Origin of the sequence: Pseudobutyrivibrio xylanivorans, from assembly GCF_008935055.1 — a bacterium.
Classification (GTDB): Bacteria; Bacillota; Clostridia; order Lachnospirales; family Lachnospiraceae; genus Pseudobutyrivibrio; species Pseudobutyrivibrio xylanivorans_A.
This window is the reverse complement of sequence record NZ_CP043028.1, coordinates 2,302,884-2,316,519: the sequence shown is the minus strand read 5'-3', so window position 1 is coordinate 2,316,519 and position 13,636 is coordinate 2,302,884. Positions and strand designations below refer to the sequence as shown.

The window sequence follows — 13,636 nt, the reverse complement described above, 5'->3', positions numbered from 1 at the left end:
TCAAGCTTTTCTGGGTAATGGAAAGTATTTTCCGGATGATAAATCCTCATACTTTGTCTCATGAAATCTTTGGAGATTTCAAAAGTTCCCAAAAAACAGCTTGCATCTTTTACTGACGTGACTCGGCGATAGCTGCCTGTGCTGCAGCAAGTCTAGCGATTGGTACTCTGAATGGAGAGCATGATACATAGTCAAGACCAATCTTGTGGCAGAACTCTACTGAAGATGGATCTCCACCGTGCTCACCGCAGATACCTACGTGAAGGTTTGGATTTACTGGCTTACCAAGCTTAATAGCTGTCTCCATAAGCTTACCAACACCTGTCTGGTCAAGCTTAGCAAATGGATCGTTCTCGAAGATCTTTGTATCATAGTAAGCATTTAAGAACTTACCAGCATCATCACGAGAGAAACCAAATGTCATCTGTGTAAGGTCGTTTGTACCGAAGCAGAAGAAGTCAGCTTCCTTAGCGATCTCATCAGCTGTAAGAGCTGCACGTGGGATCTCGATCATTGTACCAACTTCGTACTCAAGCTTTGCACCTGCTGCAGCGATTTCAGCATCAGCTGTCTCTACAACAACGTCCTTAACATACTTAAGCTCCTTAACCTCACATACAAGTGGGATCATGATTTCAGGCTTAACATTCCAATCTGGATGAGCCTTCTGTACTTCAAGTGCTGCACGGATAACAGCCTTTGTCTGCATCTTAGCAATTGAAGGATATGTAACTGCAAGACGGCATCCTCTGTGACCCATCATTGGGTTGAACTCGTGGAGTGACTCGCAGATGTTTCTGATTTCCTCTACTGACTTGTTCTTAGCCTTTGCAAGCTTCTCGATATCAGCATCCTCTGTAGGAACGAATTCGTGAAGAGGTGGATCAAGGAATCTGATTGTAACTGGGCAACCCTCAAGTGCTTCGTAAAGAGCCTTGAAGTCTCCCTGCTGGTAAGGAAGAATCTTATCAAGAGCAACTTCTCTCTCTTCCTCTGTATCTGAGCAGATCATCTCACGGAAAGCTGCAATTCTGTCAGCCTCGAAGAACATGTGCTCTGTACGGCAAAGACCGATACCTTCTGCACCGAGCTCTCTAGCCTTCTTAGCATCAGCTGGAGTATCTGCATTTGTACGAACCTTAAGTGTTCTGAACTGATCAGCCCAAGCCATAACACGACCGAACTCACCAGCGATTGTAGCATCAACAGTTGGGATGATACCTGCATAGATGTTACCTGTTGTACCATCGATAGAGATCTCTGATCCCTCTGTGAATGTCTGGCCTGCGAGTGTGAACTTCTTGTTCTCCTCGTCCATAGCGATGTCGCCGCAACCAGAAACGCAGCATGTACCCATACCACGAGCAACTACTGCAGCGTGTGATGTCATACCACCACGAACTGTAAGGATACCCTGAGCAGCCTTCATACCTGTGATATCTTCTGGAGATGTCTCAAGACGTACAAGAACTACCTTCTCTCCTCTTGCAGCCCATGCCTCAGCATCGTCTGCTGTAAATACAACCTTACCACATGCAGCACCTGGAGAAGCACCAAGACCCTTTCCAAGTGGAGTTGCAGCCTTAAGAGCAGCAGCTTCGAACTGTGGGTGAAGAAGTGTATCAAGGTTACGTGGGTCGATCATTGCTACAGCCTCTTCTGGAGTCTTGTGTCCCTCATCAACGAGGTCGCAAGCGATCTTAAGTGCAGCTGGAGCTGTTCTCTTACCGTTACGGCACTGGAGCATGTAAAGCTTCTTGTTCTCTACTGTGAACTCCATATCCTGCATATCATGGTAGTGATTCTCAAGAGTCTCACAAACCTTGATGAACTCTGCGTATGCCTCTGGGAACTCCTTCTCCATCTGAGCGATTGGCATTGGTGTACGAACACCAGCAACTACGTCCTCGCCCTGTGCGTTGATAAGGAACTCACCCATAAGCTTGTTCTCGCCTGTAGCTGGATCACGAGTAAATGCAACACCAGTACCAGACTCGTTATTTAAGTTACCGAATACCATAGGCATTACGTTAACTGCTGTACCCCATGAATAAGGGATATCATTATCTCTTCTATATACGTTTGCACGAGGATTATCCCATGAACGGAAAACAGCCTCGATAGCAAGCTTTAACTGCTCTACTGGATCTGAAGGGAAGTCTGAACCAAGCTGATTCTTGTACTCAGCCTTGAACTGCTCAGCAAGCTCCTTAAGATCAGCTGCTGTAAGATCTACGTCGAACTGAACACCCTTCTTTTCCTTCATCTCATCGATGAGCTGCTCAAAGTACTTCTTACCAACTTCCATAACAACGTCTGAGAACATCTGAATGAAACGTCTGTAAGAATCATATACGAAACGCTCAAAAGCTGGATCTGGGTTACCAGCGATCATTGCTGCAACTACTTCGTCGTTAAGACCAAGGTTAAGGATTGTATCCATCATACCTGGCATTGAAGCACGAGCACCTGAACGAACTGAAACGAGAAGTGGATTCTTGAGGTCGCCGAACTTCTTGCCGTTGATCTCCTCCATCTTCTTAACACCTTCCATAGCCTGAGCCATGATTTCATCATTAATCTTGCGACCATCCTCATAGTACTGTGTACAAGCCTCTGTTGTGATTGTGAAGCCCTGTGGTACTGGAAGACCGATGCTTGTCATCTCAGCAAGGTTAGCACCCTTACCACCGAGAAGATTACGCATTGTCATGTCGCCTTCGCTAAACATATACACCCATTTGTTAGCCATTTTGATAATCCTCCTAAATATATAAATAACATTATTCATTGAGTCATCCGGTTTACGGGGTTCGGACGACCCTTAACTATTTAATCACAAATTGTACACATATTCAAACAATACGTGGTTGTAATTATAACAAAAAAACAGCGGCTATTTTTGTGCAATTTTTTCGCACATAATAGCCGCATGTTATAAATAATCAGACCATTCAAGCTCTTTCTAAAAATTATAATCGGTTTCCGTAACAGTCAACCCTGCCGCAAGCTGCTGAGATACTGCATTTTTCAGCGTTTCCTTATCTGCCAACAGTTCTTTCAATCTGTGTATAAGATTTTCATAGCAATTTATACCAAAAACGTTCTCTGAAGCTGTGCATTCTGCACCATGCTTTGTTTCCTCGAAAGCAAGAATTAGCAATTGGTGTATAAATGCCCTTCTGGTAGCCTCACAAATCTCTCCCTCATGATTGATATCCAGATAGAAATCGCACTGCATAAAAAGCCTGTCTAAGGTTGCAGCTTTTACATTCGGATACATGATCACATTCTCGTATTTCTCATGTGCCAGCAGCTTTCCAGACATCTCGGTTATGGCCGTCACATGAATCTTGAGTTCTGGCAGAGCCTCCGCTATTTCCTTCAGCTTCTCCACGTTCTCTGTGTTGGTACAAATAAGGGCTTCCTTTCTGCCTCGATTCTGCTTCTTGAAGGAATAGATAAATCCAAGCTCTGAAAGCCTATTACTATCAACCCCAAGCTCCAATAGCTTTAGATAAGATGGATGATTTTGAACAATTATCCTGCCACACCTTTTTGCCTTTCCCTGCAAAATAACCTGCATATTTCCTGGTATTTCTTCTCCGGTTTTCTCCTGCCAGAAAAGAATGTCCTGCTTGCCATTTTCACCATCAAGAGCAGGCAATCCATTTGAAACAAAGAATGGAACAGACAGCGAATTGAAGAACAATCGATTAGTGTCCCATCCCATCAGCTTTATGAAAAAGCACACAAACTCCGTCCTGCCCTTGAAAATTTGGCGTCTACCCTCGTACTCAAGAATGATATCGTTTGTCACATAGTTCTCAACAACTATCTCCTGCCCCTTGGCATTGAAATAGGATTTGGTAACCTTTTGGGATTTTTTGTTGAAGCTAGTTCTCGCATATAAAGCGCCGAATTTATTGTAGTGCTCCGAACATCGGACATTGCCTTCCTCATCCAGGTAATCCACCACCTTCACCAGACGATTGTGGGCTGGATGTGCAAAGAAAATTCGCCCGCGCTCCTTTGATTTATCATGTATACTTCCGTTTGTATTATTAGCGCTTATTTCCCAATAATCAGGCACCGGAATCTGATTAAAATATCTGGCCTCACCTTGAAATTCTCCGAGAAAATGCTCAAAAACATTAGTCACGCCCTCAGGAAGAAAGCCATCATCATTTATAACTATGGCATGAAACACCTTGCCAGCATTTTTGAATGACTCAAAAAGATCCTGACTGCCCCTGTTCCAATAATCAAATAATAGAATTATCGCGTCCCTATCAGCTTTCTCCATCTAAGTTCAACCTCATTTGTCAAATATTCCTTTGCCTTCTCGTAGGAATGCATGCTAAAGGCCTCTATATCATCCTCCAGGCAAAGCTTTTTGATTGCCTCCACCATTTTTGCCTGCCGCCTGCTACGCTCCATTCCTACAGCATACGGCAGCTTGTAGCCATTCTTTCCCTGATCAATAAAATTCTGATTGCCATATCTTACATCAAAGCCAATGATTGGAAGTCCCGAGCCTATAGCCTCCATAAGCGTTAGTCCAAATCCCTCGCTTGTTGATGCCGAAAGATATACTTCGTATTTACGATAAACATCTGTCAGGTCATGCTGCCCCATAAGTCGTATATAGGAATCAGCTCCCAGCTTTTCTATCTGCTGCTTAAGCTCCTTTTCGGCGCCACCCTTTCCGTAGATATCAAGGGTAATGTCCGATATATCCTTATGAGCCTCCACCACAGCTGCCACCAGCCAATCCACATGCTTTTCCGTTGCAAGGCGCGATGCAGTGATAAAGGCGTGCTTCTTACGAGGTTCAGATGGAACCACAAGTCTTGGCAAGCTCCCCACTGGTATCGTATATACGGTAGGAGTCACTCCCAGGTATTTTTCAAACTGCTCTATGAGAAGCTTCCTCTGGTCCTCAGTGGCTGTAATATAAAAATCAATATGCCGATTCATTGCAAAGCTGTATTCATAATAATTATTCCAAAGAATATGCTTTTCGTCTGTTGCTCCTTCACTAAAATGATCTGCATGTATCACAATTCCCACTTTAGCTTCACCTGCATTTTCCAATATTGCCTGCCCCTGTCCTGTAGAACGGTCAATGATGATAATGTCATCTGCTGTAGGCTCAAGGCATGCTGTCATATAACCTATAAGCTCTTCCTTGGAGCAAATGAGCTTATCAGGAAATTTATACATCACTGCCTCATCATCAATTATTTCCTGATATGCTATCGAGCCATCCTTGTTGAAAAATCGCCTTTCATAAAGATGCGCCTTGCCGTCAAGCGGCGCATAGTACTCAGAGAATATCCTGCGGCTCATGTAATAATCTTTGCGGATTAGACAGCCTCTTGATACCATCTCCACTCTATGTACAAACTCTGTATCCGTATTTACGAAGTATACTCTGTAGAAATTGTTCTCTCCCTCAAAAAGGATTCTGCCTATCTTTCCATCCCTCTCAAAGGTAAATCTCTGCCCTTCCAAAGTAGCCTTCAAATCAGAAAGAGTATAACTTACTGGCTCAGGCTTAAAATCCGTGAAGAAGGTGTAAAGCCATATGATTTCCTCATCCTCAAAGCCTATGTTTCTTGTCATATCAGTGAGGTTATCCCTTGGAAACATATCCGTAAATACGAATTTTGCAGGTGCACCTATGCTGCGCAAGACTTTAGCTCTGTAGCTTTGGGCATACTCCACCCCTGAAGACGCCCACCCTATGCCTAAGTTAAAGTTATAGATCATACCGATACACCTCTTTCCACCTCATCCACCGCAAGCTGACTGATGAGGTGTCCTTTAAGGCAAGATTATATGTAACTTGCTCTTCTTATCCATACTCACTTCCGACAACAACACATTCCTGATAATATTCTGCTTAATTCGCACTTCCATCTTCCTGAAGGATTCTAGTGCCTCCCCCTGGTACTCGTAGATGATATTTCTCTGAGCGGAGCTTCTTCCAGACACAGCTCCCTGAAGCTGTTGAAGGTAATCTACCTGCTCAATCCAGGCTTCATCGATTGCCGACAGCGCGGCCACACGGATGAAATCATTCATGCCGTTTTTCGAGCCAATCATCTCAAGCTTTTCCTCCAATGACTGCTGGACCTTCGCCTTCACATAAGCCTTCACCCTTGCCTTGTTTTGGAGATTGATGGTCTTCACCTCGTTATCCATTCGGTAGGATATATTATCCAAAAGATAACGGTTTAAGTCCGACCATACCAAAGTCTTGCTGCTCTTGAGAAATCTATCCAAATTTTCCATGGATATATCAATAAGCTTCTCCCACGGAATTGTGCCACCATCCAAAAGCTTATCGCGGGTTTCATACATCAGCTTTCTCTCCAGCTGAAGCACAACATCGTAGTCCTTGGAATTCTTTCTATTGGTAACGCCCATCTCCTCGTTGGTTCGCTGGGCTCCATTTACAATTTTTTTTATTCTCCTGCTGCTGATTCGACGCTTGCCATCTATATATTTTTTCAGCTTCTCCGGGTCGGTGCCCTTCTCCACAATATCATCCTCCAGAGAGACGATAAATCTACTGTATCCCGGGTCTCCCTGCCTGCCAGCACGACCTCTTGCCTGTCTCTCATCGCGAATGTTCAGCATTCGGCCAACACCGATAACAGCAAGCCCACCAAGCTCCTTCACACCAGGTCCAAGCTTGATATCAGTTCCACGTCCTGCCATGGATGTAGCCACCGTCATAGCTCCCATCTGGCCAGCCTCCTTGATGATATCGGCTTCCCAAAAAGCATTATTAGCATTCAATACTGAATGTGGAATTCCCTCCCTAACAAGCAGATGTGAAAGAATCTCCGTATCGGAAATCATTGTTGTAACAATAAGCACCGGCTGCCCCGTCTCGTGCTTTTTCACCGCCAGCCTGATTGCAGCCTCAAACTGCTTTTTGGAATCACTGAAAAACCAGTCAGGACAGTCCACACGTTGAATCGGATTGTTGGTTGGGATAACCACAACCTTCTTTCCATACACATCGTAAAGCTCGTCCTTGGCATCGTAAATTGTTCCACTCATGCCCGCCATCTTTGGGAACATGGAGAAGAAATTCTGATAGGTGATAGATGCCATGGAACGATTCTCCTGCGTAATCTCTACCTTTTCCTTGCACTCCAAAGCCTGATGCTGACCGCCACGAAGCTTTACCCCCTTTAACATTCGACCTGAGCTGGCATCGATAAGCGCTACCTCTCCAGACTCAGAAATCATGTACTCTGTGCCCTTCTCAATAATTTTGTTGGCACGAAGCGCAAGCACCAGATGGCGATATATCTCAAAATACTTTGGGTCAAAAATATTATCTATTCCAAAATAGCTTTCCGCATATTCAAGTCCCTTCTCTGTAAACCAGACATTTTTCTCTTCCACCTCATAGTCCAAATTCTCCTGAAGCGTTCTCACGAAGAAATCAGCCATATCATACAAATTCGACTGAACACGTGGTGCACCAGAAATAACCAACGGCGTGCTGGCACTGTCCAAAAGCACCGAATCAGCCTCATCTATGATGATGAAATAGAAATCTCTCATAAATCTGTCATTGGCAGACTTTACAAGATTATTTATCAAATAGTCAAAGCCCAGAGCTGAGTGCGTCGTATATACGATATCGCAGTTGTAAATCTTCTTCTTTTCCTCATTTTCAAATTTGTCATCAGTATCACGCTTTACGCCTGCCGCCACCTTAAGACCCATAAATCTGTAGGCCGGGCCCATTTCCTCAGCATCTCTTAAGGCAAGATACTCGTTATTTGTTACAAGTATTGCCCCTTTACCAGTGAGGCCGTTCAAATACATCGGACAAGTGGCAGTAAGTGTCTTACCCTCACCCGTGTTCATCTCTGCAAGATAACCGTGGTGCATGGCAATCCCAGCCAAAATCTGCACATCAAAAGGGAACATGCCAAGGACTCTCTTATCAGCCTCGCACATTGCAGCAAAAGCCTCCGGCAAAAGATGGTCCAAATCCTCACCATCGTGATAGCGCTTTCTGAATTCGGTAGTCTTAAACTTCAGCTCCTCATCGGAAAGCGCAGCCATCTCCTCTCCATACCTCTTAACCTGCTTCAGCTCTTTATAAAGTTTTTTTACTATCCCCTTAGTCTTTTTGATTTTCATTTTAGATTTCTTCAATTATGACTGAATGGAAAATAAACTCCTTCATACCAGCGTTTATCAGCTGCATTCTATAGCTGTAGGTTTTAAGTGGGCAGGAAAACTCAGCCTCTTTTCCTCGAACTGTGAAATCCCCTGCTTCACGCTCATATCTGTCCAGGAATACCAAACGAATCAGATAACCTCTTTCGTCTGGCGTTTCCACATTGACCTTTATTCTATATTTGCTTTCTCCATCGATAATTGGAAGTGATGGCTCAATTCGCTGTGCCTGATAATTAGTCAGCGAATACCACTGCTTTATGATGGTTCCTGGTGGCATCAGCTCATTCTTGAAATGAACATTATTCTTTGCCTCATAATCGATTTGAGAACCATACAAATAAGTGTCTGAGCTATATTCATTCCAAAAGACGGTCCACGATGCTCTGCTCATTACATTTCCTCTCTACTATTCCATATACTCCTGAACTATTTTCCACTTCTCAAGCAATTTCTTCGTAGTAAAATTCTGGGCTATGTCGTAAGAATAAACCTTCGCCTGATTCCAGTTTGCAAGTGACCCCAAAAAGTAATCCAGAGCTGCCGGAATCTGCTCAAATTCCCTCACTACGAAGCCGTTGTACATATTCTTCATGTAATGAGTCTCTCGGCGTACAATCTGTGGAATTGCGGCACTGATACAGTTTATCTGTAAATACAAATCCGGATTGTGGCTCATATCTACCATGATTCTCTGCTCACGAATGCACCTGCTGACAGAAAGCTCATCCACACACTGCTCCACGAAAAATCTCACTGGGATTTCTTCCTTGTCTTCGCCCTCAATTTCATTTTCAGCTGTGGAATCCTCTACATCCTCCGGAATTACAATTCGACGGTCATATCCTATCTGCTCCACAATATCTGCCACTCGGTTAAGAAGCCTCTCTGGCAGGTCATAGTCTGCATTTCTTGTAAACAAATGCACCATGGCATTTTCATTGGTCTGAATGTAAGTTGCCAACTGTTTAATCAGCGCATTGAATCGCTCATCCGGCAAATGATCAACCGGAACTAAAATCTTTTGAACCATAAGCTCAGAGCTGATACCAAAATCCATTCGTGAATCATAAGGAGAGATATCAATAATATTTTCTATGGCATCCCCAAACTCTCTCATGAGATACCTGCTGGTGGCCTCAGAATCCGTCACAATATAGCTGGCATGCTTTACCAGATGAAAAGCCTCAGGATAATTCTTCAGCCTGTAACGATCCTCGTAGAAGGACAAAATACACTTCTTCCTTCCCACCAGCTCATTGGCTACAAACACATTCTTCTGATGCATGGCAATACAGAAAGTATCGTCAGCTTTGTCATTGGTCAAAATATGAGAGTAAAATACCTCTCGAATCACCTCCAAAATATTGCGGTAATGCAAGGAATTGAAGGTAGCAGTCTCCACTTCATTCCCATCAAAAATCAGGAAATTATTCGCATTGGGATTAATATCCACACGTCCATCGTCGGCGTATTCTCGCATCTTTACTACACCAAGCTCTGTCAGATAATCGGTGTAAATAATATGCCCCTCAGAGTATACCTCCATGGCAGACACAAAGCCCCTATCGTCGTATATGTTCTTGCGGCTGACTAGCCCGTCCTTGTACATGGCAACCTCAATTGGATTGCCTGCCTCGCCGAACTCTATCTGTGCGTATTTTTTATTATCAAGATATGCCACCACCACAAATGGCGTATAAATGAACTCAATCCCCTGAGGCCAGTCAAAATTGTGGAAAGAAAAAACCACTGGCTTCTTCCTGCGCACCTCCTGAATGGCATCAAAACAAGACCAGTAGTTGGCGTGTATTACGCCCTGGCGATGGAGGAAATGTCTAAAGTTTGGTGTGTGGCTCAAAAGAAGAATTTTGAAATCTCGCATTCCGCTTCGATGAAACATCTGCACCTGCTTTACCGTATCATCGAATTCGGTGTGCATTCTTCGTGTGTGCCAGTTCTGCTCCAGCTCTTTCCATTTATTCTGTTGATACCAGGCAGGAATAAAATACAGCATGGCGCCTCCTATATGAACGGCACATAAGCATCATAATCTACCACAGCCTTAAACTCCCTATACAAATTGCAATTTATACTAGCCATTGCAATCATGATGGAAGGAAGGCTCATTACAGATGCAGGCACCTGGCCTCGCATCTGCAGGTAAAGTGGCATTGCAATAAAAATGCTCATTACACTCGCTGAAAAAACCGCTATTACAAAAAGCCTTTTGGCTATAAAAATCTTGGTTTTTCGTCCAGCCCTCAGGCCTGTAATACTATCTCCTGCCTTTTGAAGCGACTCCGTCAAATTCTTCGGGCTGATAAAAATAAAGGAAAAAATCACGGTAATGAAATATAACGTAATTACGTATACTATTATGCCAAGCATGTGTGAAGTATCCATGTTTTCCTTAGCCCATGCGAAATCCGGATTATCAGGAAATAGCATGGTTAAAAGCTGGGTGCCATAAACCGGCAGCATAAAGAATGCTGATGAAAACATGACCGGCATCATTCCAATTGGATTTAGTTTGATTGGAATATAGTTCTTGTCGGAGAAAATACTGTGAATAGAAATCCTCTGCATTGGAATTCTGTATTCCGTATTTTCGAATATGATAGTTCCCAAAAGTGCCAGCACCGAAAGCGCTCCAATGAACTTAAGCTCCTTAAAGGGTACGCTTCTTACAGTGTTGACTACACTATCCAAAATATTTACATAAATTAAAATGGTCTGTCCTCCCACTCCATATTTTCCGTTTCTGGTTGCCATCCAAAGAATTAGGAATGAACCTGTAACCATTTCAACGCCTGAAACCAGCTTTGCAACAAAAAGCTTCATTCCTCCGTCATAAATATAAAGTGTGGATTGTGTTGTGAAATAGGCCTGAACACTGGCCCAAATAAGCATAAGAATAAGAGTCGCCCGATTTATCTTCTTTGGCGAGGTATGAGACTTGCTGTCTGCGCGTTTAACTGAAACTATCATCTGCACAAACAGTGTAGAAAACATAAATGGAGATATACCAAGAGCAAGCAGACTTGTCTTGTATCTATCTCCACCAATTGTTTGCATTATTAAATCTGTCGAATGATTTCTGAAAGCATCGTAAGCCGCTAAATCCACACCGAAAAGAGGCAGCTCTCTTCCGATCAAATAGGCTGCCATGATAAACAGAGTGTAGATCAGCTTTTCAACTAATGTTTTAGGAAAAAAATGTTTTTTCAAACTCCTGCCCCGATTATCATTTGAAACAATTCTTCACTAAAAAACTTCCAATATTCTGTGTAAAAGCATCTCCAGGCTCACTGCCCAAAGAAGAACTGCACCTGCCACATAGGCAATGGTCTTATTCTCAAAGCCAAAGTGAAGGCCAGTGTAAAGTCCAAGGACAACCATGATTATCGAGATAACAATAATCATAATGATTAACTGCCAGATTGTAATTCCAACAAGTCCGCAAACGCAACCAGCAGCTGCTGTATAGATGCTGGACATAACGATTGTCCTTGCATATTCAAAGACCTTAAGAGATTCCTTTAAACGCTCCTGAATAAACTCTCTTTTGATGGCCTTTGCAATAAGTCTGATTCCAAGAAGCGCAAGCACCGCTGCCGCGATGGCCTCGCCGTGATACCAAGGATTGTCGATGTAGCCGTTGCTAGACAAAAGCCAGCATGCAAAATACCCTGCAAAGTAAAAAGCCAGCTCAATTCCTGCAACAACAGCACAGGCAATCACAAGGGTGCGCTTTTTTATGTGTGATATCATTGCGCCCTGGATTTCCATGGCAGCAAAGACATCCAGCAAGATTCCTGCTATAATTAGCAGATTTTCTAACCAAGTCATAAAATTATTATACTCCAATCAACAAAAATAAAATCTAAAATTCTTAAATTTCTCACATTTTTAATAATAAATCAAAGAATCCCCTATACTAATATTCAATCATTAAAAACTGTGTTAACACAAGCTACAATGTAGCTTTTTTGTATGACTTTTAAAAAGACTTATTTCAGGCTGGTGACAACCTCAATGATTGGGCTATGGAAAATCTTGATATAGACGTCAGTCAGCTCCTCAACAGGCACCTTCATGCCCTTCTTAATCCATTCGATGGTAACCCAGCTGATGGAATGAGCTAAAAATTCTGCAACCAAATCCTCTTTGAGCCAAGGATAATTAGCCACCTTTGCAAGACTTTCCAAATCGATATAGTGAGCTACTGCATCCTGAACGCATCTTGTAAAAATCTCGTTGAAGGAATTCTGGCCCTCTAGTGCTACCGCTCTCTTGTAGAAATCCTTTTCCTTTTCCATTGCAGTGAGAATAAATGTAACACCCTCTTTGAGCATTCCATTTTCAAGCAATGGTTCCACAGGATTGAACAATTCGTTGAAAGTTATCCACTCTAAAAGCTCGTACTTATCCTGAAAGTGATTGTAGAAGGTAGGTCTGATAACACCCGCCTTGTCAGTAATTTCTTTGATTGTAATCTTTTCAATTGGTTTAGTGGCAGCAAGAGACTTCAAGCTGTTTGCAAGTACTATATCAATTGGATTTTGTGTCTGATTATTCATTCTAGCTCCTTAAGAATCCTTATATTCCACTGTAACGTAGAATCCTTTAGGGGTCTCCTTTACGTCAACCACCGTACCCTCTTTTGCTGAAATGCGTTGGAGAGTTGTGTAATTGCCAGACATGGCGTAAGAACGGCCAAGCACATAATAATATGAGTTTGGCAGTTCGTATTCTGTGATAGATAAAACATCACCGATCTCAAGGAGACCGGTGCGTTCCATCTTAAATTCCATTTGTCCCATTTTAGACATTTTCCTCTTTTATAATAGTAGAATCAACCACTGTGGTAGTAGCCTTTCTAACCTTGTGGACAATTCCGATATCGGAAATGCCATCATAGATAAGCATTATACCGATAAGTCGTGTAGCAAGCTTTACAACATTGAATGCACCTGCGATACATACTGCACCAAGAACAATGTTCAATATCGCAAATACGAATGGCAGCCAGCCTCTTGGCGCATGTGCCTTTACACCCTCAATGGCAAGTCCCAAATCCTGCAAGCCGTGAACCACTAAAAGTACACCGATTGCGATAGGGATGATTGAAACAATTGAGCCTGGTGCAAGAAAAAGCCAGATACCGATGACTGCAAGCACTCCACCAACAACAATTCCCATGGCATTGAAGCCATATTCATAAATCTGGCTAATAATAATAAACAGACCTGCCAGAATAATGATTGCCGCAATCACACGACTGATTGTAGCAAGGCTCTCCGCTGGGTAAATCAAAAGTAGTGCACCAATGACTATGCTAAATAGTGCTGAGATTGTGATGTTGAGTCGTAAGCTTTTGATTTTTTCTTTCATGTTAGTTTCCCCCTTTTAACAC

The 13,636-nt window shown here is 43.0% G+C and carries 11 protein-coding genes; all 11 read right to left on the bottom strand.

The window, feature by feature from the left end; genetic code table 11:
* Positions 1–109 precede the first annotated feature (109 nt).
* Positions 110–2,752, bottom strand: coding sequence for a pyruvate, phosphate dikinase (gene ppdK, locus FXF36_RS10365; protein WP_151623819.1), 2,643 nt, complete (start codon positions 2,750–2,752; stop codon positions 110–112).
* A gap of 213 nt (positions 2,753–2,965) precedes the next feature.
* The gene (gtfB, locus tag FXF36_RS10360; protein WP_151623817.1) at positions 2,966–4,306 is read right to left on the bottom strand and encodes an accessory Sec system glycosylation chaperone GtfB; all 1,341 of its coding nucleotides are present in this window, start codon (positions 4,304–4,306) and stop codon (positions 2,966–2,968) included.
* Complete coding sequence (gene gtfA / locus FXF36_RS10355; protein ID WP_151623815.1) at positions 4,279–5,775, bottom strand: accessory Sec system glycosyltransferase GtfA; 1,497 nt, start codon at positions 5,773–5,775, stop codon at positions 4,279–4,281. Before gtfA ends, gtfB begins: the two co-directional genes overlap by 28 nt.
* Positions 5,776–5,829: 54 nt before the next feature.
* Positions 5,830–8,178, bottom strand: a complete 2,349-nt coding sequence (secA2, locus tag FXF36_RS10350) for an accessory Sec system translocase SecA2 (RefSeq protein WP_151623813.1) — start codon at positions 8,176–8,178, stop codon at positions 5,830–5,832.
* 1 nt (position 8,179) lies between these two features.
* Positions 8,180–8,611, bottom strand: a complete 432-nt coding sequence (gene asp3, locus FXF36_RS10345) for an accessory Sec system protein Asp3 (protein WP_151623811.1) — start codon at positions 8,609–8,611, stop codon at positions 8,180–8,182.
* Between the two features lie 15 nt (positions 8,612–8,626).
* A complete protein-coding gene (gene asp1 / locus FXF36_RS10340; protein ID WP_151623809.1) occupies positions 8,627–10,234 on the bottom strand; it encodes an accessory Sec system protein Asp1 in 1,608 nt (535 codons plus the stop codon).
* Positions 10,235–10,242: 8 nt separating this feature from the next.
* The gene (locus tag FXF36_RS10335) at positions 10,243–11,388 is read right to left on the bottom strand and encodes a preprotein translocase subunit SecY (RefSeq protein WP_151623807.1); all 1,146 of its coding nucleotides are present in this window, start codon (positions 11,386–11,388) and stop codon (positions 10,243–10,245) included.
* Between the two features lie 96 nt (positions 11,389–11,484).
* Positions 11,485–12,069 (bottom strand): manganese efflux pump, encoded by a 585-nt coding sequence (locus FXF36_RS10330; protein WP_151623805.1) that lies wholly within the window; start codon positions 12,067–12,069, stop codon positions 11,485–11,487.
* Positions 12,070–12,230: 161 nt separating this feature from the next.
* Positions 12,231–12,800: a TetR/AcrR family transcriptional regulator C-terminal domain-containing protein gene (locus FXF36_RS10325; RefSeq protein WP_151623803.1), complete on the bottom strand. Its 570-nt coding sequence runs from the start codon at positions 12,798–12,800 to the stop codon at positions 12,231–12,233.
* A 9-nt stretch (positions 12,801–12,809) separates the two neighbouring features.
* Positions 12,810–13,043 (bottom strand): hypothetical protein, encoded by a 234-nt coding sequence (locus FXF36_RS10320; protein WP_151623801.1) that lies wholly within the window; start codon positions 13,041–13,043, stop codon positions 12,810–12,812.
* Between the two features lies 1 nt (position 13,044).
* Positions 13,045–13,614: an HdeD family acid-resistance protein gene (locus tag FXF36_RS10315; protein ID WP_151623799.1), complete on the bottom strand. Its 570-nt coding sequence runs from the start codon at positions 13,612–13,614 to the stop codon at positions 13,045–13,047.
* Positions 13,615–13,636 lie beyond the last annotated feature (22 nt).

Bases quoted from the DNA above. Each gene is read 5' to 3' on its own strand.
- FXF36_RS10335 (WP_151623807.1), bottom strand. From the start codon at position 11,388: ATGGCAGCCTATTTGATCGGAAGAGAGCTGCCTCTTTTCGGTGTGGAT.
- FXF36_RS10315 (WP_151623799.1), bottom strand. From the start codon at position 13,614: ATGAAAGAAAAAATCAAAAGCTTACGACTCAACATCACAATCTCAGCA.
- FXF36_RS10325 (WP_151623803.1), bottom strand. From the start codon at position 12,800: ATGAATAATCAGACACAAAATCCAATTGATATAGTACTTGCAAACAGC.
- asp1 (WP_151623809.1), bottom strand. From the start codon at position 10,234: ATGCTGTATTTTATTCCTGCCTGGTATCAACAGAATAAATGGAAAGAG.
- FXF36_RS10320 (WP_151623801.1), bottom strand. From the start codon at position 13,043: ATGGGACAAATGGAATTTAAGATGGAACGCACCGGTCTCCTTGAGATC.
- gtfA (WP_151623815.1), bottom strand. From the start codon at position 5,775: ATGATCTATAACTTTAACTTAGGCATAGGGTGGGCGTCTTCAGGGGTG.
- secA2 (WP_151623813.1), bottom strand. From the start codon at position 8,178: ATGAAAATCAAAAAGACTAAGGGGATAGTAAAAAAACTTTATAAAGAG.
- ppdK (WP_151623819.1), bottom strand. From the start codon at position 2,752: ATGGCTAACAAATGGGTGTATATGTTTAGCGAAGGCGACATGACAATG.
- FXF36_RS10330 (WP_151623805.1), bottom strand. From the start codon at position 12,069: ATGACTTGGTTAGAAAATCTGCTAATTATAGCAGGAATCTTGCTGGAT.
- gtfB (WP_151623817.1), bottom strand. From the start codon at position 4,306: ATGGAGAAAGCTGATAGGGACGCGATAATTCTATTATTTGATTATTGG.
- asp3 (WP_151623811.1), bottom strand. From the start codon at position 8,611: ATGAGCAGAGCATCGTGGACCGTCTTTTGGAATGAATATAGCTCAGAC.